Annotated in this window: 16 protein-coding genes; 9 read left to right on the top strand and 7 right to left on the bottom strand. The window is 70.3% G+C overall.

Annotation, left to right across the window (positions count from 1 at the left end; genetic code table 11):
* Positions 1–305: 305 nt before the first annotated feature.
* Both J7E88_RS11605 and J7E88_RS11600 read right to left on the bottom strand, forming a co-directional pair.
* Positions 306–1,016 (bottom strand): alpha/beta fold hydrolase, encoded by a 711-nt coding sequence (locus J7E88_RS11605; protein WP_215179811.1) that lies wholly within the window; start codon positions 1,014–1,016, stop codon positions 306–308.
* 147 nt (positions 1,017–1,163) lie between these two features.
* Positions 1,164–1,463, bottom strand: a complete 300-nt coding sequence (locus J7E88_RS11600; protein ID WP_215179809.1) for a hypothetical protein — start codon at positions 1,461–1,463, stop codon at positions 1,164–1,166.
* 536 nt (positions 1,464–1,999) lie between these two features.
* Between J7E88_RS11600 and J7E88_RS11595 the strand changes: the two genes are divergently transcribed.
* The 9 genes from J7E88_RS11595 (at position 2,000) to J7E88_RS11555 (ending at position 15,285) form a co-directional block, all read left to right on the top strand.
* Positions 2,000–3,220, top strand: a complete 1,221-nt coding sequence (locus tag J7E88_RS11595; protein ID WP_215179807.1) for an MFS transporter — start codon at positions 2,000–2,002, stop codon at positions 3,218–3,220.
* A 285-nt stretch (positions 3,221–3,505) separates the two neighbouring features.
* Positions 3,506–7,318, top strand: a complete 3,813-nt coding sequence (locus tag J7E88_RS11590) for an amino acid adenylation domain-containing protein (protein WP_215179805.1) — start codon at positions 3,506–3,508, stop codon at positions 7,316–7,318.
* Positions 7,315–8,601, top strand: a complete 1,287-nt coding sequence (locus tag J7E88_RS11585; RefSeq protein WP_215179803.1) for an ATP-grasp domain-containing protein — start codon at positions 7,315–7,317, stop codon at positions 8,599–8,601. The genes J7E88_RS11590 and J7E88_RS11585 overlap by 4 nt, the downstream gene beginning before the upstream one ends.
* On the top strand, positions 8,598–9,545 hold the full coding sequence (locus J7E88_RS11580) for a peptidase (RefSeq protein WP_215179801.1): 948 nt from the start codon (positions 8,598–8,600) through the stop codon (positions 9,543–9,545). Before J7E88_RS11585 ends, J7E88_RS11580 begins: the two co-directional genes overlap by 4 nt.
* 3 nt (positions 9,546–9,548) lie before the next feature.
* On the top strand, positions 9,549–11,357 hold the full coding sequence (asnB, locus tag J7E88_RS11575) for an asparagine synthase (glutamine-hydrolyzing) (protein WP_215179799.1): 1,809 nt from the start codon (positions 9,549–9,551) through the stop codon (positions 11,355–11,357).
* A gap of 13 nt (positions 11,358–11,370) precedes the next feature.
* Positions 11,371–12,201, top strand: coding sequence for a hypothetical protein (locus tag J7E88_RS11570; protein ID WP_215179797.1), 831 nt, complete (start codon positions 11,371–11,373; stop codon positions 12,199–12,201).
* Positions 12,202–12,211: 10 nt separating this feature from the next.
* Positions 12,212–13,126: an aminotransferase class IV gene (locus tag J7E88_RS11565; RefSeq protein WP_215179795.1), complete on the top strand. Its 915-nt coding sequence runs from the start codon at positions 12,212–12,214 to the stop codon at positions 13,124–13,126.
* 60 nt (positions 13,127–13,186) lie between these two features.
* Positions 13,187–14,137, top strand: a complete 951-nt coding sequence (locus J7E88_RS11560) for an AEC family transporter (protein ID WP_215179793.1) — start codon at positions 13,187–13,189, stop codon at positions 14,135–14,137.
* Between the two features lie 185 nt (positions 14,138–14,322).
* Positions 14,323–15,285 carry a TauD/TfdA family dioxygenase gene (locus J7E88_RS11555; RefSeq protein WP_308307470.1) on the top strand — a complete coding sequence of 321 codons (963 nt, stop codon included), beginning with the start codon at positions 14,323–14,325 and terminating at the stop codon, positions 15,283–15,285.
* Between the two features lie 82 nt (positions 15,286–15,367).
* On the opposite strand, the gene J7E88_RS11550 is transcribed toward J7E88_RS11555, so the two are convergent.
* The 5 genes from J7E88_RS11550 to J7E88_RS11530 form a co-directional block, all read right to left on the bottom strand.
* Positions 15,368–15,907 carry a hypothetical protein gene (locus tag J7E88_RS11550; RefSeq protein WP_215179789.1) on the bottom strand — a complete coding sequence of 180 codons (540 nt, stop codon included), beginning with the start codon at positions 15,905–15,907 and terminating at the stop codon, positions 15,368–15,370.
* Between the two features lie 27 nt (positions 15,908–15,934).
* Positions 15,935–16,495 carry a hypothetical protein gene (locus J7E88_RS11545; protein WP_215179787.1) on the bottom strand — a complete coding sequence of 187 codons (561 nt, stop codon included), beginning with the start codon at positions 16,493–16,495 and terminating at the stop codon, positions 15,935–15,937.
* A gap of 215 nt (positions 16,496–16,710) precedes the next feature.
* The gene (locus tag J7E88_RS11540; protein WP_215179785.1) at positions 16,711–18,849 is read right to left on the bottom strand and encodes a SpoIIE family protein phosphatase; all 2,139 of its coding nucleotides are present in this window, start codon (positions 18,847–18,849) and stop codon (positions 16,711–16,713) included.
* Between the two features lie 599 nt (positions 18,850–19,448).
* A complete protein-coding gene (locus J7E88_RS11535) occupies positions 19,449–20,207 on the bottom strand; it encodes a PE-PPE domain-containing protein (protein ID WP_251022456.1) in 759 nt (252 codons plus the stop codon).
* 55 nt (positions 20,208–20,262) lie between these two features.
* A complete protein-coding gene (locus J7E88_RS11530) occupies positions 20,263–22,668 on the bottom strand; it encodes a helix-turn-helix domain-containing protein (protein ID WP_215179783.1) in 2,406 nt (801 codons plus the stop codon).
* Positions 22,669–22,749: the final 81 nt, after the last annotated feature.

Genomic DNA, 22,749 nt, shown 5'->3' with positions numbered 1-22,749 from the left:
TGACGAGGAGCGCCGAGCCGTCGACTCGGCGCATTTGTCGACGAGTTGGGGCATGGACAGACCAAGAATGCGAGAGGCGGGGCGGGGAGGGCATGGACTTTTCACGGGGCCGCATGGACTCTTGAGCCCGGTGCGGGCCGCTCCGGCCCGGGGTTCGCGCGGCCGCCGAGGTGCTGCGCGTCCTGCTCCGCGCGGCCCCGCTCCTGGGGGGCCGTCGCTCCGACACCCGGGCCGCTCCCTGACCGGCCAGCCCGCCGCGGGGGACGACGGCCGGTCCCGGACCGGTCGCGCCGCGCCGACGGCGCCTATTGCTGCGGGCGTTGCCCCGCCGCATCGAGGAGGACGCGCACCAAGTCCCGTGGCTGGGAGAACATGGGCCAGTGGCCGGTGTCCATCTCGACCAGCTGCCAATGCTCGCCCTTGAGCAGCTCCACCACGTCGTCACTCGGCACGGCCCAGTCCAGCAGGCACTTGACGTACGTCGCAGGCAGCTCCCCCAGCGGCCGGGCCAGTACGGCCGGCTCGGTGAGCGTGGCGCCCGGATGTGGCGTCGAGCCGCTCAGGATCCGGGCGATCTGCTCGGCGGTGAGTCCCTGGCCGGCGAAGTCGGCCTCGATCAGTGGGGCCCAGAAGCCCCCGTTCTCGGCGATCGACGCCTCCACCATGGCCCGGCCGTCCGGCCAGGCGGACACGAACGACTCGCCGTTCGCCGGCACGTTGGAGTCGACGAAGACCACGCGGGCCAGCCGGTCGCCGATCAGAGCGGCGGCCTGGCCGACCGGGATGCCCGAGTAACTGTGCCCGACCAGGACGACGTCACGCAGATCGAGACGCTCGACCTCGTCGACGATGTCGTGGACATGCGTCGACTGCCCGGCCGGGAGGCCACGCTTCTCCGCGAGGCCGGACAGAGTCAACGGGTGGACGCCGTGCCCTGCCGCACGCAGCCCCGGCACCACCTCGTCCCACGCCCACGATCCGAGCCACGTACCTGCCACCAGTATGAAATCCGTCATGGCGTCAAGCTAGCGGAGGGGTTTGACATCAGCTGCGCGGTGCGGGGACTCGGCGTCGCCCTGCCGAGCGGTACGTCGCCGGAGCAGCCGATGACGCGGGGCCCCTTGACCGCGTCCGGTCGCCGTCGTACGGCGGCAGCCCCGCCTTCAGCCGGTCGCGGGCCTCGGCCTGGGCGCGATGCGGTCGTTGAGAACGGCCGTCCGCTTCCTCACGATGCGCAGGTCCTTCTCCGAGGGAGGTGCAGCGGCCACGCCCCCGGCCAGGCTCGGCAGGCCCGTACGTCCTCCGGATCGAGGCCGACGGCCAGTTGGATGGCGGCCGTCGTGGACGCCGCGCATCACCGCCCGGCCGTCGTGCGCCCGGTAGCCGTCAGCGGCACGCGGGGAGGAGAACTGCCCGACCGGCGTGCTGACATGGACCATCACGCCGCGCTCGCCTCGCGCCACGGCAGGACCCCCTGGTCGGCGGGTTCGGGGTGGTGAGATGGGCCGCGACCTGAGGCGCGGTCACCTGGGGGGCCGGTCGCGCCCAGTGCCGCTGCGCACGGTGCCGCGCCGCTCGCCGAGGCCGCTGCGGGCCTCGCCCGGATCAGGCCCGTGGGGGCGCCAACACGCCGCGGCGGCCAGGGAGCCGGTGCCGTCAGGGATGTACCCGCCGGTAGATGGGGTAACAGCGACAATCCCCGTCATTGCTTTCTCAATAATGTGCCGCCGAGTGAATATCGATTCACTGTGACGGGCATCACAGACTGCTTTCCTGGACACGATGGCGTGTGCCCGGATTCGATAGACCCCGGCGGGGCCGACGATCTTGGCTCCGGATTACGGGGGAATTTCCCGAATCTTGTCGTTGGCAATGGTGCTGAACGAGAGGTGGGGGCGTACGTGTCAGGGATCCTGACGTGCACAAAAGCAGGAGGCCGGCGACATCGCCGGGCTCCTGGTCGGACGTCCGGCAGCCCGGACCGCGGTACGGGCGGACCATGCTGAGCCGCTTACTTCCGGCGCGCGGACCGGCGCGCACCCTCACCGGCATCACGCTGGTGCACACCATGGGGCAGGGCCTGTGGATGGCGCTCAACGCCATCTACGCCACCACCGTCCTGCACCTGTCGCCCGGCCAGTTCGGCATCGGGGTCGGCGTGGCCGCCGGTGTCGCCCTCGCGGTGAGCACCCCCACGGGCCACCTCGCCGACCGGATCGGTCCGAGGGCCGTCCAGATCTGGTCCTTCATCGCCCTCGGGCCCCTGACGGCAGCGCTCCTCGCCGTGCAGGGCTTCGGCATGTACGTGCTCGTGGTGTGTGTACAGGCCGTCGCCTACAGCGCGAGCCGCAGTGCGCGGATGGCCATGGTCGCCGGCCTGATCCCGCCCGAGGACCGCGTTTCCGTCCGCGCCTACCTCCGGGCCACGAGCAACATCAGCGTGTCCGTCGGCGCCGCGCTCGCCGGCATGCTGCTGGCCTTCGACTCGGTCTGGGCGTACAAGCTGGCCGTCGTCTTCAACGCCTCCACGTATCTGGTCACCGGCCTGCTCACGCTGCTGCTCCCCGCCGTCGCACCCCAGCCGGCCCGGCCCGGCCCGGCGCTGGTCGTGCTGCGGGACCGGCCCTACCTGACCTTCGTCGTGCTGGACGGGCTGCTGTCCATGCACAACCTGCTCCTCGACGTCGTCCTGCCGCTGTGGATCCTGCACCGCACCGGCGCACCGCGCTGGATGATCGCCGTCATCCTGCTCACCAACACCGTCGCCGTGGTTCTGTTGCAGGTCAGAGCGGCACGCGGCACCGACGAGCCGGCGGCGGCAGCGAAGGCGTCCCGGGCGGGATCGTGGTGTCTCGCGGTCGCCTGCGTGGTCTTCGCCCTCACCGGCGGCGCCTCCGCGGGGCTCGCCTGCGTCCTGCTCCTCGTCGGTGCCCTGGCCCACGTCCTCGGCGAGATCCGGCAGTCCGCGGGCAGTTGGGGCATGTCGTTCGGGCTGGCGCCCGAACACGCGCAGGGCCAGTACCAGGGCACGTACGCGATGGGCTCCGACATGGGCAAGATGATCGCTCCCGCCCTGCTGACCTGGCTCGCCATTGAGCACGGCACCGCCGGCTGGATGGTCATGGCTGTCGGCTTCGCCCTGGTCGGTGCCGCCATGCCGTTCGTCGTGAACTGGGCCCGGCGCAGCGGTAAGCCGGCGCCCGACCCCGTCGCGGTGTGAAGGGGCGGGCGGTCCCCGCCGACTCAGTGCCTGGTCCTGCCGCGTCAGGGGGAAATGCGGCGCCTCTCTTTTTCAGACTCATCATTCGGCTGACGTAATTCCCCGCGTGGCCCTTAATGCGGCCCGCGCGTGGTACGGAAAAAATGAATGGATCCCGCTGCGGCCATGCGGAACTGTGGCGGGGATCGAAAAGCACTTCTGCCGGAAAAGAATTCGGCACGCGTGCGCGCACACGGATGCTGCGCACCCGGCACGACAAGCGCAGAAAATCCGACGAGGGGAATCATGACAGTGGGCGACATTTCCGCCGTCCCATCCGCCGGCGTGCCGGCGGGTGCGGCGCCGGCCCTCCAGCTGCCCGTCAGGGACGCCGGCAGCGGTTCCGCGGAAGCGGCGGGCACGGGTACGCACTCCTGGTCCTGCGCCGGCCTCGCGCCGGCGCGGTCCGGCGCATCGGACCTCTGCCACGCCGCGTTCACGGTGCTCCTGCACCGCTACAGCGGCCAGGACGACATCGTGTCGGCCCGGGCGGGCGGCACGGAGGGCGCTCCTGTCGGCCGGCCCGTCGCCGTCCGTTCATGTGCCCCTGAGTGCTTGACGTTCCCGGCACTGGCATCCGTCCTCGGCACCCGCTACCGCGAAGCGGCCCGGAGCGCCTCACCCGGCGTCCCCGCGGACCTCGGCACCGGCCTGCGCGCGGCCTACGTCGAACACGACGGCACCACCGCCGCGGTCCCCGACGGATTCGCCCTGGTCCTGGTGGCCGAACCGGCCTCCGCAGCACCGCGGTTAACGCTGCACTACGACACCGGGCTCTTCACCGGCGAACTCATCGCCCGGATGGCCGCCAACCTCGACACCCTGCTGCGCGACGCCGCCCACCGCCCCGAGGCGCCCGTGGGCGAACTGAACCTGCTCTCCGAGCCGGAGACCCGCCACCTGCTGTCCGGGCTCAACGACACCGCTCGCCCGTACGCCTCCGACACCCCGCTGCACGCCCTCGTCGAGGCACAGGCCGCCCGCACCCCGGACGCGCCCGCCGTCGAGTGGCAGGACACCCGGCTCACGTACCGTCAACTGGACGAGCAGGCCAACCGATTGGCGCGTGCGCTCGCCGCCGGCGGGATCCGCCCCGGCTCCCGCGTCGGTCTGTCCGTGGCCCGCACGCATCGCAGCGTCGCCCTTCTGCTCGCCGTCCACAAGGCGGGCTGCGCGTATGTCCCGCTCGACCCGGCCTATCCCGCGGACCGGCTGAGCGCCATCGCGGCGACGGCCGACATGGCTGCCGTCGTCCACGACGGCGGCGACGCCCCCGGCTGGCTCGACGGCGGGGGAGTGGTGGCGCTGCCCTGGACGGAACTGTGGGAGAAGGCAGCCGCCGAGGACGGCCGCCCCCTGGACCTCACCGTCGACCCGGGTGCCACCACACACCTCATCTACACCTCCGGATCGACCGGCCTGCCCAAGGGCGTGGTCATCAGCCACCGCAACGTGGTCGCCCTCCTCGCCTGGGCCGAGGACAGGTACGGCCCCGAGGAGCTGGCGCGGGTGCTGTTCTCCACCTCGCTCAACTTCGACCTGTCGGTGTACGAACTGTGGGCACCGCTCACCCGGGGCGGCTGCGTCGTCGTCGTGGACAACGTCCTCGCACTCACCGAGGACGACGGGCTGCGGCCGACCCTCGTCAACACCGTGCCCAGCGCGCTGAACGTCCTGCTCCAGCGCGCAGCGGTGCCCGCCTCGACCCGCGTCCTGAACGTGGCGGGTGAGCCGCTGTCCAAGGAGCTCGTCAACGCCGCCTTCGAGAGCACGGGCATCGACCGGCTCTACAACCTCTACGGGCCCTCCGAGGACACCACGTACTCCACCTGGAAGTGCTTCACCGGCCCCACGGCCGCTGCCCCCACCATCGGCGTACCGATCCACAACACGGTCGCGTACCTGCTGGACGCCCAGGGACGGCTGGTGCCGCACGGTGCGGCCGGCGAACTCCACCTGGGCGGCGACGGCGTCGCGGGAGGATACATCAACGACGCCGAGCGCACCGCAGCCGCGTTCGTACCCGCTCCGGCCCACCTCGCGGTGCCCGGGGGCCGGCTCTACCGCACCGGCGACCTGGCCCGCTGGACCGAGGACGGCGAACTGCGCTTCCTGGGCCGCAAGGACAACCAGGTGAAGGTGCGCGGCTTCCGGATCGAACTCGGCGAGATCGAGTCCGTCCTGCGGGAGATCGTCGGCCTCCGCGACGTCGCCGCCCTGGCGGTACGCACCGGCGGCGACACCCGGCTGGTGTGCTACGTCGGCCTGGACGGCGGCACCGTCGCCGTGGAGACCATGAGCGGCCACCTGCGGGCCAAGCTGCCGCACTACATGCAGCCCGCCAAGATCATCGCCGAGGACCGGCTGCCCCGGCTGCCCAACGGCAAGGTCGACCGCAAGGCGCTGGCCGCCCGGGACATCGACTGGGGACTGGACGCCGCGGCGGCGTTCACGGGCGACGACCCCGACGAGATCGCGGTCGCACGCGTCTGGTCCGAACTCCTCGGCCTGGCACACATCTCCCGTGACCTGGACTTCTTCTCCGTGGGCGGGCACTCCCTGCTGGCCAACCTGCTGGCCGCCCGCCTCTCGGACACCGCGGGCCGGTCCGTACGCGTCTCCGAGATCTACGAACACCGCACCCTCGCCGACCAGGCCGCACTTCTGGGCCGCAAGCGCGCGCAGGCGCCCGACCCCCGGGCCGCCACCGGCGCCGCGGGGCGGCTGCGCGCCGTCGCGGAGACGCTGCGCGAATCGGGGCGCGGCCATGGCGTCCCCGGAGCCGGAGCCGCCGTCCTCCTGGACGGCACCCTTCAGTTCACGTACCACGGGGTCGCCGACACCGACACGGCCGCCGCCTGCACAGCCGCGACCCGGCAGCGTGTCACCTGCATCACCAAGCCCATGCTGGCCTTCGTCGCACTGCGCCTCGTCGACCGGGGCCTGGTCGGGCTCGATCAGCCGCTCGACGAGCTGCTGCCGCAGGCGTTCCGGCGGCGCGACGGCCAAACCGTGCACGTCACGCTGCGGCACCTGCTCTCCCACACCAGTGGCGTCGACGACTCCTACGAGGTCTGGCACGACACCGACCTGCCCGACCTCGACACCTACATCGGCACGCTGGCCGGATACGGCCAGCTCTTCGAGCCGGGCGAGGTCTTCGCGTACTCGGCCGTGGGCACCTCCATCGTCGCCGCCCTGATCGAGAGACTGCTCGGCATACCCTGGCGCCGCGCCGTCAACGAACTCATGCTCGCCCCGCTCGGCATCAAGGAGATCCCCGAAACCCTCACCGAGGAAGGCCACTACGAGGGCACCGTCTCCGTCGGCTATGTGTGGAACGAACAGGCGAAGAGCTACCTGCGGCACGACCCGCCGCCGCAGACCGTCGCCGACGACGCCGCCGGCTCGTTCTCCGTCTGCCTCACCCTTGAGGAACTCGCGAAGATCGCCCTGCTCGCGATCGACGACGGTGTCGCACCCGGCGGTGAACGGCTGCTGTCCGCCGAGCTCGCCGAACAGATGCGCACCCCCCAGATCCCCGTCCCCGGCCACCACTTCATGCACGCCTGGGGTCTGGGATGGCTGATGTTCGGCCCGTCCGCCTTCGGCTTCAACTCCAACGGCAGCGGCCACCACAACTTCATCCAGATCTTCCCCGAAGAGCGTTCCTTCCTGCTGCTGCTGGCCAACGCCTACCCGGCGTTCGGCCTGTACGAGGACCTGCTGCGGGCCCTCACCGGTGAAGGACTGATCCGTACCGGGCGGCCGTTCGAGATGGAACTCGACGACTGCGCTGGCCTGTACACCTCGGACGGCTACCGGCTCAACGTCCTGCGCGGCACCGGCCATCTTCAGTACGAGTACTCCGAACGCCGCTCGGACGGCACATGGCAGCGGCTCGACGAAGGCGACCTCGTCCTGTCCGGCGCGGGCGGGTTCAGCTCCATGTCGAAGAAGAACATCCTCGCCGGTTCCATCTCCTTCATCCCCACACCTGGTACCGACATCCCGGGCTACGTCCGGATCGGCCAGCGATTCGCGAGGAAGACGCGATGACAGAGCCGTACGCGGGACAACCCGTCGCCCAGCACGTGGTGTTCGTGACCTGGAAGACCGGAAACGCCCCGGCGTTCGAGGCCGCCAAGCGGCTCGGCCACCATGTGACGCTCATCCGCTCGCTGCTGATGGAGCAGTCCCAGAACGTCGACTTCGACACCTCCCCGTACGCCCGGTTCGTCGACACGGTCCACATCCTGAAGGACGCCACCGACATCGACGCCCTGCGCGATCGGGTGCTCGGCGTCCATGCGGAGCGTCCGATCGACGGATTCGTCGCCACCGTCGACGCACTGGTGGTCCCGGTCGCGAGGATCGCCGAAGAGATCGGTGTGCCCTTCACGGACGCCGGCGCGGCGGACGCCGCCAAGCAGAAGAACCGCTGCCGCGAGATTCTCGCGGCAGCCGGAGTGGACACCACCCGGCACGCGATCGTCGCGGGCTTCGACGAGGCCGCCGCATTCGCCTCCGCCGCCGGATATCCCGTCGTCGTCAAGCCCGCACGGGGCTCGGGCAGCGAAGGCGCCCATGTCGTCGCGGACGAGGAACAGCTGCGCGAGATCATCGCTCAAGCCGCGCCAGGCGGCTCCTACGAACTGGGCATCCTCGTCGAGGAATACCTGAGCGGGCGGTTCCTCTCCGCCGAACTCGGCCTCTCGCACGGCAGGTTCCTGCGCCTGGCCGTCAGCGAACGGTCCACCTGGCACCGGCACGAGGCGCTCGAGACCGGCACGACCATCCCCGCCGGGATCGGTGCCGATGACCACGACCGCGTCATGGAGTTCGCCGAAGCCGTCGTCGGCGCACTCGGCCTGAAGCTCGGCATCTTCCACGTCGAGGTCATGCTCGGCGCGGACGGCACGCCCCGGCTCATCGAGCTCAACCCGCGCATCATGGGCTCCTGCCTGCCGAACCTCTTCCGGCTCGCCGGCGGCGGCGACATCTTCGAACTTCTCGTCCGCATCCACCTGAACGAGCAGATCGAGCGCGGCCCGACCGCCTTCACGCACTACGCGACCGTCCGGTGGTTCGGCGCCGCGGACACCACACCGAAGCCGGACCACGTGCCCGAACTGGACTGGGCCGCCGCCGACTACGGCGACAGCCTGCACTCGCTCACGGTCCGCTTTCCCGAGGGCGATGTGCTTCTTCCCTGCCGGGGCAACCTCGGCAACTTCGGCGAGGTCCAGGTCGTGCACGCAGACCGTACGACATCGATCCGCATCGCCGAGGAGATCGTCGGCCGCACGGCCGACCGGCTCGGTATCGAGGTGACCCGGTGACGTCAACGACCGCCTTCTACGAGCAGACCCGGGCGCAGCTCGCCAGGCTCGGACTTCCCGAAGGGGACCTGCAGTGCACGACCGGCTCCGGCGACGCGTTCGCCGACGGCTGCCACTTCCGTATCGAGGTGCCGACGGTCAATTCGGTGCAGGCCGCCCAGACACTGCTCGGCGAGAGCCGCCGCCGCGGATTCACCATCAACCGCATCACCGAGACCCGAGGCATGTACCGGCACACCTCCCGCGAGATCGGCGAGTACGTCGCCCTCGGCAAGGAGTACGGCGCAGAGATCCTCATGTCCGTCGGCCCCCGCGCCGGCTACGACATCGGGGCCAGCGTCCAGACACCGGAAGGCAGCCGGATCGGCTACCGGCTGCGCGGCCAGGAGCAGATCGTGCGCGCCGTCGAGGACGTCAAGCGCGGCCTCGACCTGGGCGTACGCGGATTCGTCGTCTACGACGAGGGACTGCTGTGGCTGCTGGGACGGCTGCGCACCGCCGGTGACCTGCCCGACGACATCCACCTGAAGGTCTCCGCACACTGCGGACAGGGCAATCCCGCCTCCGCCCAGATGCTGGAGATGCTCGGCGCGAACAGCTTCAACCCCGTACGGGACCTGACGCTGCCGATGATCGCCGCACTGCGCCAGGCCGTGACGATCCCACTGGACTGCCACGTGGACAACCCCCGGATGTCCGGCGGGTTCATCCGCACCTACGAGGCGCCCGACATCGTCCGCCTCGCCGCTCCCGTCTACCTCAAGACGGGCAACAGCGCGCTCGACGGACACGGCGTGAGCCCCACCCCGGCGCAGCTCGACGACATCCTGCGGCAGGTCGAGATCGTCACAGAGTTCCTCGGCCGCCACTACCCGGCAGCCCGCCAGAGCACCGCCGACCGCGCCCTCGCGCCGGCCGGCGCCCGCCCCCGAACGGAGGTGTGACCCATGTGCCGCATCTACGGCTGCTTCGGCGGCGAACGCGTCGCCCCCGATGTGCTGAACGCCGTCGCCGGCGCGATGCGCGAGGGCGGGCCGGACGAGCAGACGGCGCAGCTCGGTGACGGCTGGGCGCTGGGCAACAACCGGCTCGCGATCCAGGGCATCGCGCACGGCCACCAGCCCTTCACACGCGAGGGACTGTCCTGTGTGTTCAACGGCGAGATCTACAACCACCGCCAACTGCGCGCCGAACTCGCCACGCAGGGTTACTCCTTCGAGGGCGACTGCGACGGTGACATACTGCTGCCGCTGTACGAGCTGCACGGCGACGCCTTCGTCTCCCGCCTGGAAGGCATGTTCGCGATCGCGGTCGTGGACCGCCGCGACGAGCCGTGCCTGAAGCTCTTCACCGACCACGCCGGCATGAAGTCGCTCTACTACCACCTGTCCGCCGACGGCCGCCGCCTCTGCTTCGCCTCCGAACTGGGGGCGCTCAGCCGCTTCCCCGACTTCCCGGACGAGATCGACCCGCTCGCCGTCGACCGCTACCTCGGCGGCAGGGCGATCTGGGGTCCCGGCACCGTCTACACCAAGGTCCGCACCCTGGAGCCCGGCTCCACACTGCGCTTCGCCGGCGGGCGACTATCGGTCACCCGCACAACGCTTGAGCCCGCCGAGCCGGACTGGCCCGACGGCGTGCCGACCGTCGCAGCGGCGGCGGTGATGCTCGACGACGTGCTGCGCCGCGAACTGGGCCGCATGCTCGACGCGGACGTTCCCGTCTGCGTCATCACCAGCGGCGGCCTCGACTCCAGCTATACGACGGCGCTTGCCGCACACCTGGTGTCCGACGTCGCCTCGTTCAACATCGCCTACGAGGGGGACTGGCCCGCCGACGAGCGCCACTTCGCCGCGGAGGTCGCACGTCACTGCGGCACCACGCACCACCAGGTGCTCCTCGACCCGGCCGGCTTCCCCGCCCTCGTCGAGCGGTTCGTGCGCCACCTCGACCAGCCCAACAACGCCCCGCACAGCCTCAGCACCTTCGCTCTGTTCGAGGCCGTCCACGACGCCGGGTTCAAGGTCGCGCTGACCGGTGACGGGGCCGACGAGCTGTTCGCGGGCTACGCCCGCTTCGTGAAGGCCGACCGGGACGGGTCAGCCACCTGGCACCGCGCGTACCAGGGCACCATGGCAGCCGCCCACACGACGACCCTGCAGCGGCTCTACACCCCGGAATACCTGGCGCACGTCAACGCGGCAGGCGGCTTCTTCGGCGACCGCAACGGCGACGAGCTCGACCGCCGGGTGCGCTCGGGGAAGCACGGCAAACTCGAAACGCTGCTGCGCTACGACCAGTTCGAGCGGTTCCCCTACTACATCCTGCGCCGTGTCGACCATCTGAGCATGGCCCACTCGGTGGAGGCCCGCATTCCCTTCCTCCAGCCGTCGGTGATGCGCCTGGCGCACGCGCTGCCCGCCGACATCAAGGTGGCCGGCGACACCGTGAAGGCGCCGGTCGCCGAGGCCGCCCGCCGCTGGGTGCCCGCGAGCGTCGTCAACCGGCCCAAACAGCCCTTCACGCTGCCCATCGTGGCGATGATCAAGCCGGGCGAGGCCTTGTACGACATGATCGGCGACCTCGTCCTCGGCCCCGGAGCCCGCTGCCGCGACTACGTCCGGCAGGACACCGTCCGCGACCTGTTCCGTCTGCAGACCGAGAGCCCGGGGGCACACGCCGCCGAGCCCCTCTGGTCGCTGCTGATGCTGGAGACCTGGCTCTCCGCGCGCAACCTCACACCCCGCACACTCTAGGAAAGAGCCGGCCATGACCGACACCTCCGAGACCCAGCCCGCCATCACCTCGCTCCTGGCCCATGTCACCGAGGACGACATCCGCCGCGATCCGTTCCCCCACATCGTGGTGCGCAACGCGCTGCCGCAGGAGCTGTACGACGCCCTCGCGAAGTCGATGCCGACCGGGGAGTACATCGCCGAGCGGATCGGCAAGCCGATCACCTCGAACGAGCGCTACAACTACATGTCCGAACTCATCCTCGGCGATGGGAACATGGCGCAGGTCTGGAAGGATTTCGTCACCTACCACTCCTCGCCCGCCTTCTACGCGGAGTTCCTCGACCTGTTCCAGGAGGACCTGCTCGCCAACCTGCCGACGGCCGAGGACCGGCTCGGCCCGCTGCGCGACCTGCGCGTCGGCCGCCGCCACCGGGACACCTTCGAAACGCACGACATCCTGATGGACTGCACGGCCGTCATCAACTCGGCGGTCACCGGCAAGCCCTCCGCCTACCGCGGACCGCATGTCGACAAGCCGTACAAGCTCTTCGGCGGCCTGTTCTACATGCGGCTGCCCGAGGACGACGCGGACGGCGGCAACCTGGTGCTGTACAAGTACCGGACCGAGGCGCACACGTTCTACACCAGCGCCTCCGAGTACGGCGACAACCGCTTCGACATCGAACCGCAGTACGTCGAGGAGGTCACCACCGTCCCGTACGAGAGCAACACCCTGGTGATGTACCCGATCAACCGCCTCGCCCTGCACGGCGTGTCGGTGCGCAGCCTGACCCAGCACCAGCGGCGCTTCGTCGCCCTGGTAGGCGATCTCCAGCACCCGCTCTTCGACCTCGCGCTGTGAAGGGGACACCGTGATCCCCTTCGACCGGCGCACCGGCAGGATCTGGTACGACGGCGGCCTCGTCGACTGGGCCGACGCCACTCTGCACGTCCTCAGCCACGGACTGCACTACGCCTCCAGCATCTTCGAGGGCGTCCGCGTCTACGGCGGCAGGCCTTTCATGCTGACCGAGCACATCGCGCGGCTGCGCGCCTCGGCGCGCATCCTCGACTTCGACCTCGAGTACGGCGACGACACCCTGCACCGGGCCACCCTCGACGTTGTGGCCGCCGCGGGCATCACCGAGGGCTACATCCGAATGAACGCCTGGCGCGGTTCGGAGATCATCCAGACCGCCGCGCTCAAGACGTCCGTGCACACCTCGGTGGCCGCCTGGGAACTGCCCGAGGGCTACTACGCGGCGGCGGACGCGCTCGACAAGGGCATCTCCCTGGTCACCGGGCGCTACCGCAGACCGTCCCCCGAGTACGCGCCCGTCAAGAGCAAGGCGGCCGGCAACTACATGATCGGGACGGTGAGCAAGAACGAGGCCCTGCGGGCCGGCTTCGACGACGCGCTGCTGCTCGACGACAACGGCAACTTCGTGGAGGCCACCGGCGCGCACCTGTTCTTCACCAAGGGCGACGCCCTGTACACCCCGACGACCCGTTGCACGATCGAGGGCATCACACGGGCCTGCGTGCTGGCCATCGCCGCGCACGAGGGCATCGCCTGCGCCGTCGGCGACCTCGCACCCCGCTTCGCCGGTGAGGCGGACGGCGCGTTCATCTGCGGCACCGCCTGCGAGATCCTTCCCGTCGCCCGGATCGACGAGCACCACTACGACCTGAGCGGCAACGAGATCATCCGCAGACTGATCACCGGCTACCGGGAACTGATTGAGGGCCGCAGCGATGTGGAAGTGCCGAATGCGTGGGCCTCCTGATCACCTGCGCCACACAGGACAAGGCCCCTGAGACGGAGCCGTGAAAGCAAGGGCACGTGCATGGGAGCGGTAGAGGCTCTGGAGAAGCTGGCACCGGTGTTGCTGGCCTTCGGATGCGGGGTCCTCCTCGCGAAGCGGAAGGTGGTGCCGGCCGAGAGTTCCAAGGTCTTCGCCGACTATGCCTTCCTCTTCGCGGTCCCCTGCTTCCTGTTCGGCAACATCTACAGCAGCGATCTCGGTGCCCTGTTCGACTGGCGGGCGATCACGGGTTACGCGGCCGCCGCGGGCGTCGCCGTCGTCCTGACCGGTGCGCTGGCCTTCGCCCTCGGCGTACGCGATCCCCGCGGTGTGGCCCTGCGGATCATGGCGGCCGTCCAGGTGAACACGGCCTACTTCGCCGTGCCGGTGTTCATCATGCTGTTCGGGAACGCGGCGCCGATCTTTCCAGTGCTCCTCTTCCAGGTCTGCGTCCTGTCCCTGATCATCATCTCGATCATGGAACTGGGCCGCCCCGACCGCACCGGCAGCCGGGGCAGACGCCTCCGGGCGGCCGTCGTCGCCTCTTTGATGACCCCCGTCGTGATCGCCTGCAACGCGGGCATCGTGCTCAACCTGCTGCCCGTGCGTCTGCCGGGGGTGGTCCTCGACAGCTTCGCCTTCGTGGGCGACAGCGCCTCACCCGTGGCGCTGTTCGCCCTCGGACTGCACCTCGGCGGGACGGGCCTGAAGGTGCGTGGCACCACCGTGGAGGAGATGTGGATCATCGCCTTCAAGTGCGTCGCGTTCCCCCTGCTGACCTTCGCCGTGTGCCGCTACGGCTTCGGCGTCGAGGGCGACTGGCTGAACTACCTCGTCCTGATCGCCGCGATGCCCGCTCCGCAGAACCTGTTCATCTTCGCCCAGCGCTACGACGTGAGCGTCGACATGTCGGCCGCGCTCGTCGTCAAGAGCTCCGTCGTCGCGCTGCTCCTGCTCCCGCTGTGGATGCAGTGGGTGGCCCACGCCACCTGAGATCCGTGTCCGAGACCGACCGTCCGTGTGAACCGTTCCATGAACGTCCGTGTGAACCGTCCGTGTGCCGTGTGAACCGTTCCGTGAACGTCCGTGCGAACCGTTCCCGTGAACGTCCGTGTGAACCGATCGCGCAAACCGCTCCTGCAACCGCTCACTGCAAACCGCTCGTGAAAGGCAGAACCGTGACCCAGACCGTGCAGCCCACCAGAATCACCGTCCAGCAGGTGGCCGGCCGCATCGGAGCCGAGATCTCCGGCGTCGACCTGCGCCAGGAGCTCGACGACGTCACGGTGGCCGAGATCCGCCGTGCCGTCCTCACCCACCGCGTCGTCTTCTTCCGCGACCAGGACATCGACCACGCCCAGCACATAGCCTTCGGCCGCCGCTTCGGGTCCCTCACCCGGCGCGCCGGCAAGAAGCACGGCGTTCACCCCGAGGGCCATCCGGAGATCCTCACCGTCGACCCGAAGGCCGACACCGAGCGCTACGGCGCCGACTTCGAGGAGCACTACCGCCGTAAGTGGCTCTCCCCCCTCGCCGGCTGGCACAGCGACCTCACCCAGTCCGTCAACCCGCCCGACATGTCGATCCTGCGCGCCGAGAAGACCCCGGCCTTCGGCGGCGACACCCAGTGGACCAACACGGTCGCCGCCTACGAGGCCCTTTCCGCCCCGCTGCGCGAGTTCGTGGACCAGCTGACCGCCGAGCACGCCTTCTTCACCGCGGTCCACCTGCGCCATTCCGACGAGCGCGACCGCGAGATCCTCAAGATCTACTGCGAGGACCCGCAGGTCGCCGTCCACCCCGTGGTCCGCGTCCACCCCGAGACCGGCGAGAAGGCCCTGTTCGTCAGCCCCGGCTCGACCACCCGCGTCACCGGATTCACCGAGCTCGAGAGCCGCCATCTCCTGGAGCTGCTCTTCCAGCACATGACCAGCGCCGAGTACACCGTGCGCTTCCGCTGGGAGCCGGGCTCCATCGCGTTCTGGGACAACCGCAGCACCTGCCACTTCGCCCCGACCGACTTCGCCCACCTCGACGTCGACCGCGTCATGCACCGTGTGACGGTCCTGGGCGAGCCGGCGAAGGGACCGACCGGCTTCGTCTCGCAGCTCGTCGAGGGGGAGCCGATGCAGGCCTGGTAGCCGAAGCCGGCTGGGCGACCACGAGGGCTCCGGCCGGGGGACCGGCCGGAGCCCGGGGTGTTCACGAAAGCGGCCGGCGCCGTCATGTGGCCAGCAGCCGGTTGAAGAAGGAGCGGTACTCCCGCAGCGCCACGCGCAGGCTCTCGGTGTCCGCCTGCTCGCCCCGGTTCCACTGCTCCTCAAGGCCCTCCCTGCGTTCCGCGAAGGTCGCGGCCAGCTTCTGCATGACGTCCGCCACCAGCGCGTCCGCGGAGTGCACGGCCTCGCGGGGGTCGTCGACGAAGTCGTTCTGGATCGCCTGCCAGCGGGTACGGAAACTCTCCTTGTCCTCAGGTGCCAGCAACTCCTCTTCCGCCGCGTCGCCCGGGGTCGCCGCAGAGGTGCTCTCCGCTTCTTCCTCGGCCGGTGCGGGCGCGCCGCCCGTTTCCGGCGCGGTGACGGTGCCGGCGGCGTCGGCTGTGAAGCCGGTGTCACCGGTGTCGGCGGTGCCGCCGGTTTCCTCGCCGGGGTAGACCGGTGGCCCGGCATCCTGTCCCTCGCCCGTTCCGCCGCCTGGGCCCCGGGCGATGTCCTCAGTGGTCAGTCCGCTCTCGGCGGGCCCTGTCGCGTCTTTGTCCCGCATGATCTCTCCCGTGCGAATGCGTGCGGATCAGGCCCGGGCGGGCCCGGCCTGATCTCCGTCGGACAGCAGCTCGTCGAACAGAGCCCGGTAGTGCACCATGGCTCCCCGCAGCTGCTCGGTGGTGGCGCGCTGCGCCGTGCTCAGCGTGTTGATCTCATGTGCGACCCGGTAGTGCTCCAGCGTGCGGCCGTGCTGGACCGAGAGGTCCCTCATCTGCTGTTCGTACCCCTCGGTGGGGTAGCCGCGCTCGTGCATGAGGGAGGTCACGAGCCGGTCCGCGTCGTGCACGGCATCCACGGGCCGGTCCACGAACTCCTCCTGCACGCCGACCCATTCCCGGGCGTAGCGGTCCCTGGCACCCTCGGCCAGGGGCTGGATGTCGAGTGACGCATGGCGCTTCTCACGGGCAGTGAGTTCATGTTCGGCAGCCCGCCGGCCGCCGGCTTCCTCGACGGTGCGGTCGTACTCGGGGCCGAAGCGTTCACGCAGGCGACGGCGTCGCCGCATGGTCATTGCCACGGCCAGTGCGATCAGGGCGACCACCGCTGCGATGGGAATGATGATCGCCAGAAGTGTTCCTGTAGACATCGGGCCGACTCCCTCTTCCGTATCGGGTGCGTCCCTGTTGAGCGCTGGTGCCCACGGGCATCGAGCCGAAACAGCGGATCCGGCCCGGGGCGGGATCTCGGGGCCGGCCACGGGTGTCGTCCGAGGCCGCGCCGCCGCGCGGATCTGCGGTGCGCTCGCCGCCGTCCGTGGGTGCCCGCACCCGCACGGGGCGTGAGTGTCCGACTCGGCTGCCGTCAGGCGGGCCCGTCTGACGGGAGGTTCCCGGACTGCAGCATCAGGAGCGCGATGTCGTCCGTGCGCTGCCGGGTGGGGCCGGATTGCCGCAGCACGCTCTCGATGAGGCGATTCAGGTCCCCCTCGCCGGCGTCGTCGATTCGGCGCGCGAGCTGTGCGATGGAGTCGTCGAGGTCGGTCCCCGGCGCTTCGACGAGACCGTCGGTGTAGAAGGCGAGCAGCAGTCCCGGGACGAGCGGGATCTCGGTGACGGGGTAGCTCGCGCGGGGGACGATGCCCAACAGCGGGCCGGGGGTGACGGAGACAGGCAGCGTCCGGTGGCCGGGCAGGCGCAGCAGCGGTGGCGGGTGGCCCGCACTGGCGAGCTGAACCCGGTGCCGGGCGAAGTCGATGTGGGCGTAGAGGCAGCTGGTGAACAGGCCGGGGTCGAGATCGCTCAGGAGCCGGTTGGTGCGGGAGAGGACTTCGTCGGGGGACGAGCCGAGGGTGGCGTGGGCGTGGACGCCGGTGCGGACCTGTCCCATCAGGGCGGCCGCAGCGACGTTGTGGCCCTGGACGTCCCCGATGACGGCCGCGGCAGCGGTGTCGCCGAGCCGGATCACGTCGTAGAAATCGCCGCCGATGTCCATGCCGCGGGTCGCCGGCAGGTAGCGGGCGGCGACGTTCAGCCCGGCGACCTCGGGAAGTGTGTGCGGCAGCAGCGCCTGCTGGAGGCCGTGGGCGAGCTGGTGCTTGGTGTCGTACAGATGGGCGCGGTCCAGGGCCTGCGCGATGAGCCCGGCGAGCGAGGACATGACGGCGCGTTCTTCGGCAGAGAACGTGTGCGGATGTTCGTACGACAGGATGCAGCAGCCCACCGGGCGGCCGGAGATGATCAGGGGCAGGAAGGCCCAGGCCTGCTTGCCGCTGATCGTCTGCGCCTCGGGGTAGATCCGCCGCATCTCCTGCGCGGTGGCGAAGAACGAAGGGATGCCACTGGTGAGCGCCTGCCCGGCCGGGGTGAAGTGCGTGTCGATCGGCAGGCCGTCGAGGCGCTCGATGACCTGAGCCGGATACCCGCGGTGCCCCGTGATCCGCAGCCGGCCGGCGTCGGCGGTGGACAGGACCAGACCCTGGGCACCGAAGGCGGGCATGATCTGGTCGGCCACGAGATCGACGACGTCCTGCACACCGACCGCCTCGGTCAGCGTGGCCGCCAGGTGCATCAGTTGGTAGAGCTGCCCCGCACGGGCCGGTGCGGCGGCGGTGTGCGCGGACCACCGCGGCGCAGGGGAGGACGGGGGTTGCGCGCCGGTGGGAACGATGCGGATGCTGATGCCACTGGCGTCCGGATAGAGGTGGAAGTCCAGCCACTGGTCCGGCGGTCGGCAGGCGGTGAACATCACGGGTTCGCGGCTGATCACGGCGGCCCGGTAGCGGTCTTCGTACGTGGGATCGTCGAGCCAGGGCAGCGACTGCCAGGGCAGGGTGCCCAGCAGCTGATCGGCGTCGCGGTCCAGCAGTTCGGCGCCCCCCGAGGTGAGGAAGGTGATACGGCCTTCCAGGTCCAGTGCGCAGGATCCGCCGGGCAGCCGCTCGGCGAAGTCGGCGGCGGCCGGTGCCGGTCGCCCGGCCCGAATGCCGGAGGCGACGGGGAGTACGCGGGGCTGTGCACCGGGGACCGGTCCCTGCCCGGACTCCACGGCTTCCTCCAGGAGCCGGGCCAGTCTTCGGCAACTGGAAGCGATGTGGCCCTGCTCCCGCCGGCTCATATGGGGCGGGCGGGTGGCGGGCCAGATCAACAGCAGCGACCCCCACCGCCGTGTGCCGGTGACGGGGGCGGCGGCCACCGCGCAGGGGTACGGCAGGGCAACCGCCGTACGCGGGTAGGCGCGGGCCATCTCCTCCTGACTGCCCACCCAGACGAGGCGGCCATCGCGTACGGCGTCGGCCACGGGGGCGGGAGAGGCCACCGGGACCCTTGCCCACGGGGCGGCGAAGTCGGCCGGTGCCCCGCACAGCACTTCCAGCAACAGCACCGCCTCATCCGGCGCGCACACGTACAGGGCACCGATGGTGGCACCGGTTCTGTGCACCGTCTCCGCGACAGCGGCATCCACCCCTTTGGTGAAGGTGGCCGGACCACCCGTGCTGGTCACGAGACACCTCCAGCGGCGCGGAGCGTTGTCCGGGGCGGGTGGTCCACCGGGTGCGCCGGCCCGGGCGCCACAAGCGGTGACCTAGCACCGGCGGGTCGCACCGGCGCCGCTCGTCCACCCCGCGGAGCGGGGGGTGCACAGGCCCCGTCCCACTGGGGACGTTACGCCGACAAGGAGGCGACGGCACGCCGTCCGGCACCGGGGGACCGGTTCACACTGCGCGGCGGCTCGGTCACACCTGCTTCGGAGCAAGCGAGGCGCATCGCTGCGCATCACTGCGTACGCTGTACGCTGATCGGCCTGCCCGGTGCTGCGTGCCGCCGAGCGGGCACGAGCCCTCCAGGCCGGCCGCCGGGGCCGACCGACGCCCGGCCGGCTTTGGCGAGGGCACTCCGTTGACCGGCGAGGACGGGAAGGGGAGCACGTTCTTCGAAGAGCTCGGTTTCGGGATGTGGGGCTGACCGACCGGCGGTTGTGCGTCCGCGCACCCCCGCCGTGCGGCCGGCCGGCCTCCAGGCGGTGGACAGGCCCAAGCAACGGAAACGGCCCGCCGGAGGAACCGACGGGCCGTCACGAAAGATCGAGGCCAGTACCAGAGACTAGTACCAGAAGATTCCGTCGGCGCCGTCGTTGGCGAGGGTCTGGGTCATGACGTCTCCGTCATTCGCGTAGCGCCTGTGCTTGTCGGTGAGGAAGAAGTCGAAGGCGGCTACGGGCGACGTGGCATCGCATGCCATGTCGCCGCGGATGCAGAAGCGGGCGACCGGGACGCCCGGGAACTCCTTGGGGCCAGGGCCGGTGGAGGTGAAGCCGAGGGCGCCCAAGCCCTTGGGGACCTTGGCCCACAGGCCGGTGTCAGGCTGCTTCGGGTCGGCGTACAGCATGCCGTTGACCAGTTCCCGCGGGATGTCGGAGCCGCCGTTGGCGATTGTCTCCAGAACGTGGTCGGCGGCCTGCGCGCCCTGGGAGTAGCCGACGATCGTGAGGCGTGCGGCCGGGTCCTTGCGGTGGGTTTCCTCGGCGGCGGCCAGGAGGTTGTCGTATCCCTGCTTGACGCTGCTGTCGTAGCTCGGCGCGGCCACGTCCGGCGTGTTCTGGCCGTTGAGCCAGGGGCCGGCGCTGGCCGGGTAGCAGACGGGGACGGGGATTCCGCCGTCCAGGTGCTGGTTGGCGTAGTAGTACGTCCTGGTGCACCCGGGCGCGTCTGCCGCGGAGCCGGTGCCGCCGAGTTCGATGTAGTAGTGGCGAGGGGGCTCGTCGGCGTGCGCGGCGGTGGGTGTGAGGGCGGCGGCGGCCGTCATTGCCGCCGCGAGGGCCACGGTTTTGGCGCGGCGCATGAGTCGGTTGGTGTTCGGCATTGGGTGTCCCCCTGGGTCCGATGGCAGTTTCTGGCTGGTGCTGTGGTGCCAGACGCTAGGGAGGAGCGATGAAATCGTCGTGAAACCCGAGGCGTTGGGGGCGCTCGCTGCGACGGCCCGGCCGGCCGGGAGCGTGGAGTGTTCGGTGAGCGTGGGCGAGGTGGTGTTGCAGGCGGGCGTGGCGGAACTGGTAGACCGCGCCGGCCTGGCGCAGTACGCCGCGCTGGTAGGCGTCCTCCAGGAACGTGGTCACCGCCCAGGGCAGACGTCCGGTCAACGGCAGCCAGATGCGGGTGAGGACGAGCCACTGGCCCCAGGCGGTCAGCGTGAGGGCGTAGCCGAGAGCGGCGCCGAGGCCACTGATGATGCCGAGCACGAGGCTGGCGTCGGGCGGCCAGACGAGTGGGCCCAGTGGCCCTTGCAGGAGGTCGACCGCTGCTTCGCTGCCGAATCCGACCACTGCGCCGAAGGCGGGTGCCCACACCAGCAGTTGGGTGATCACGGTGCCGCGGTTGGTGTTCAGGAGGCTGCGTGGGTTGACTGCGGAGTCGAGGTCGAGCGGGGTTTCGAGCAGGCCGAGGAGGCAGAAGGTCAGTCCGGCACCGGCGCCGAAGACCAGGCCGTAGACGGTCCCGTCGACGATCGCGATGTGCAGCCCGGTCGAAAGTCCGGCTTTCCAGGCGTACGCGTGCACCATGCCGACCACGAATCCGTAGGCGAAGCCGAAGATCGCCCCGCCCAGTGTTCCGATCACCAGTCGGGGGCCGGTCGTCCATGTGATGGGCCCTGGTCTGCCGCGGATCCGCAGGCGCACGGCGGACGGCCTGACATGCTTGCCCTTGACCGAGTACGTGAACCAGTGGACGAGCCCGAACATGAGGCCGGCAAGGAACCCGACGAGCATCCCGTCCACGGTGGCGCCCGTGAACGAGCCGTGGAAGGCGGCGCTGACGGTGCCGTCGACGAGGCCGATGGCCAGTCCGGTCACGAGGGCGGTGACGAGCGTGCGGGTGGAGCGGCGCATGCCGTTGCCGAGTCGCCACCAGGCGAGGTCGGGTGTCTTGAGCCGGGTCAGGTGGTGGGCGAGGTAGCCGAGCCAGTGCCGGGCGCGTTCGGGGTCGAAGCCGCGGTGTGGCCTGCCGGCCGAACTCCGGTGGAGCCGGTGGCGGTAGACGGTGGGGATGAAGTTGTCCAGCAGGTGGTCTTCCAACTTCTCCGGGCTGCCGAATCGCTTGGTGTCGAGGAGCGAGGCCGGATCGTGGTCGGGGGTGTCGCTGTAGATGGTGCGGGCGAGCGCGACCATCAGCGGGGTCGTCAGGACCGTGGCGAGGGGGGACGTGGATTGTTCCTGCGACTGTTCGCGCAGTTCGGTCAGTACGGGGTCCCAGGCGTTCGCGCTGGGGTTCGCGCGGCCGGTTTTGCGGGTGGTGCGGGGCAGGTAGTCGGCCAGGTCGTCGACGGTGAGGTCGGTGAGTTCGATCGCGGCGGCGGAGGTCAGCACATCGGTTTCGGCGACCGCGGCGGCGTATTCGGCGGGGCGGCTGGTGAGCAGGAGGGGGAGGGTGGTGGCGTTGAGGGCTTCCAGCGCGGGGCGGCGCAGTCCGTCGGCCATCTCGTCGAAGCCGTCGAGCACGGGGAGGATGCGGCCGGACTCGACCAGGGCGGAGGCCAGGCTTTCCCTGCCGGGGCCCCGTGCGGCGTAGCCGGGGTGATCGCGAGTCAGTTGGGCGGTCAGCCAGTCGCGCAGGGTGATGGTGGTGGGATTCCAGGCGCCGATGCTGAAGATCACCGGCACGGGTTCCTGCGGGCTGCGCGATTTCAGGTGGTCGAGGACGAAGCGCAGGGCCAGGATCGTCTTTCCCGAGCCGGATCTGCCCAGTACCACCAGCCGTCCGGAGGGGATGCGCCGGTAGGTGTCGGTGACCTCGTGCAGTTGGCCGTCCAGGTCGAGGGGGTCGGCCGTGGCTCGCGCGGGGAGTCGCAGGATGTTGGCCCAGTGGTCGGTCAGTGTCTCGGGGGCTGTCCGCCAGCGGACGGGGAGTGGGAACGGGTCTTGGACCTGGCGTTGTTCCTCTTCGCGCCGCCAGCGTGCGGCCACCTGCTTCGCGAGTTGCTCTGCGGGTTCGGTCGGCGCGTCGGGCGGTGCCGGAGCCGGCTCTTCCGAGGCCTGCTGCCTCGGATCCGGCCGGCCGGTCGCGGGCTCGTCGGTGGGTTCGCCTGGTCGGCCGTCGTCCGCGTTCCGGGGGACGGCGGCGCTCAGTAACTCCTCGCGCTCCTTGGGCCGTAGCGGCAGCGCTTTGGCCAGCTCCTGCACCGTCGTCATGCGCGGGTTGGGGCGCTTGCCGGTCTCCAGACCGCGGATGGTGCGCACGCTCACCCCGGAACGCCTCTCCAACTCCTCCTGGGTCATCCCCGCCTGGACCCGCAGCCGCCGCAGCACCTCACCGAACTCACTGGCCACAAGTCACGGCCCTTCCCCCCAAGATGTCAACTTTTCGCAGGTGAGGGACTCTAGCGCGGTCACCGGCCACATATGACCGCC

It is taken from the genome of Streptomyces sp. ISL-10 (assembly GCF_018614575.1).
GTDB lineage: Bacteria > Actinomycetota > Actinomycetes > Streptomycetales > Streptomycetaceae > Streptomyces.
This window is presented reverse-complemented; position numbering and strand designations above follow the sequence as displayed.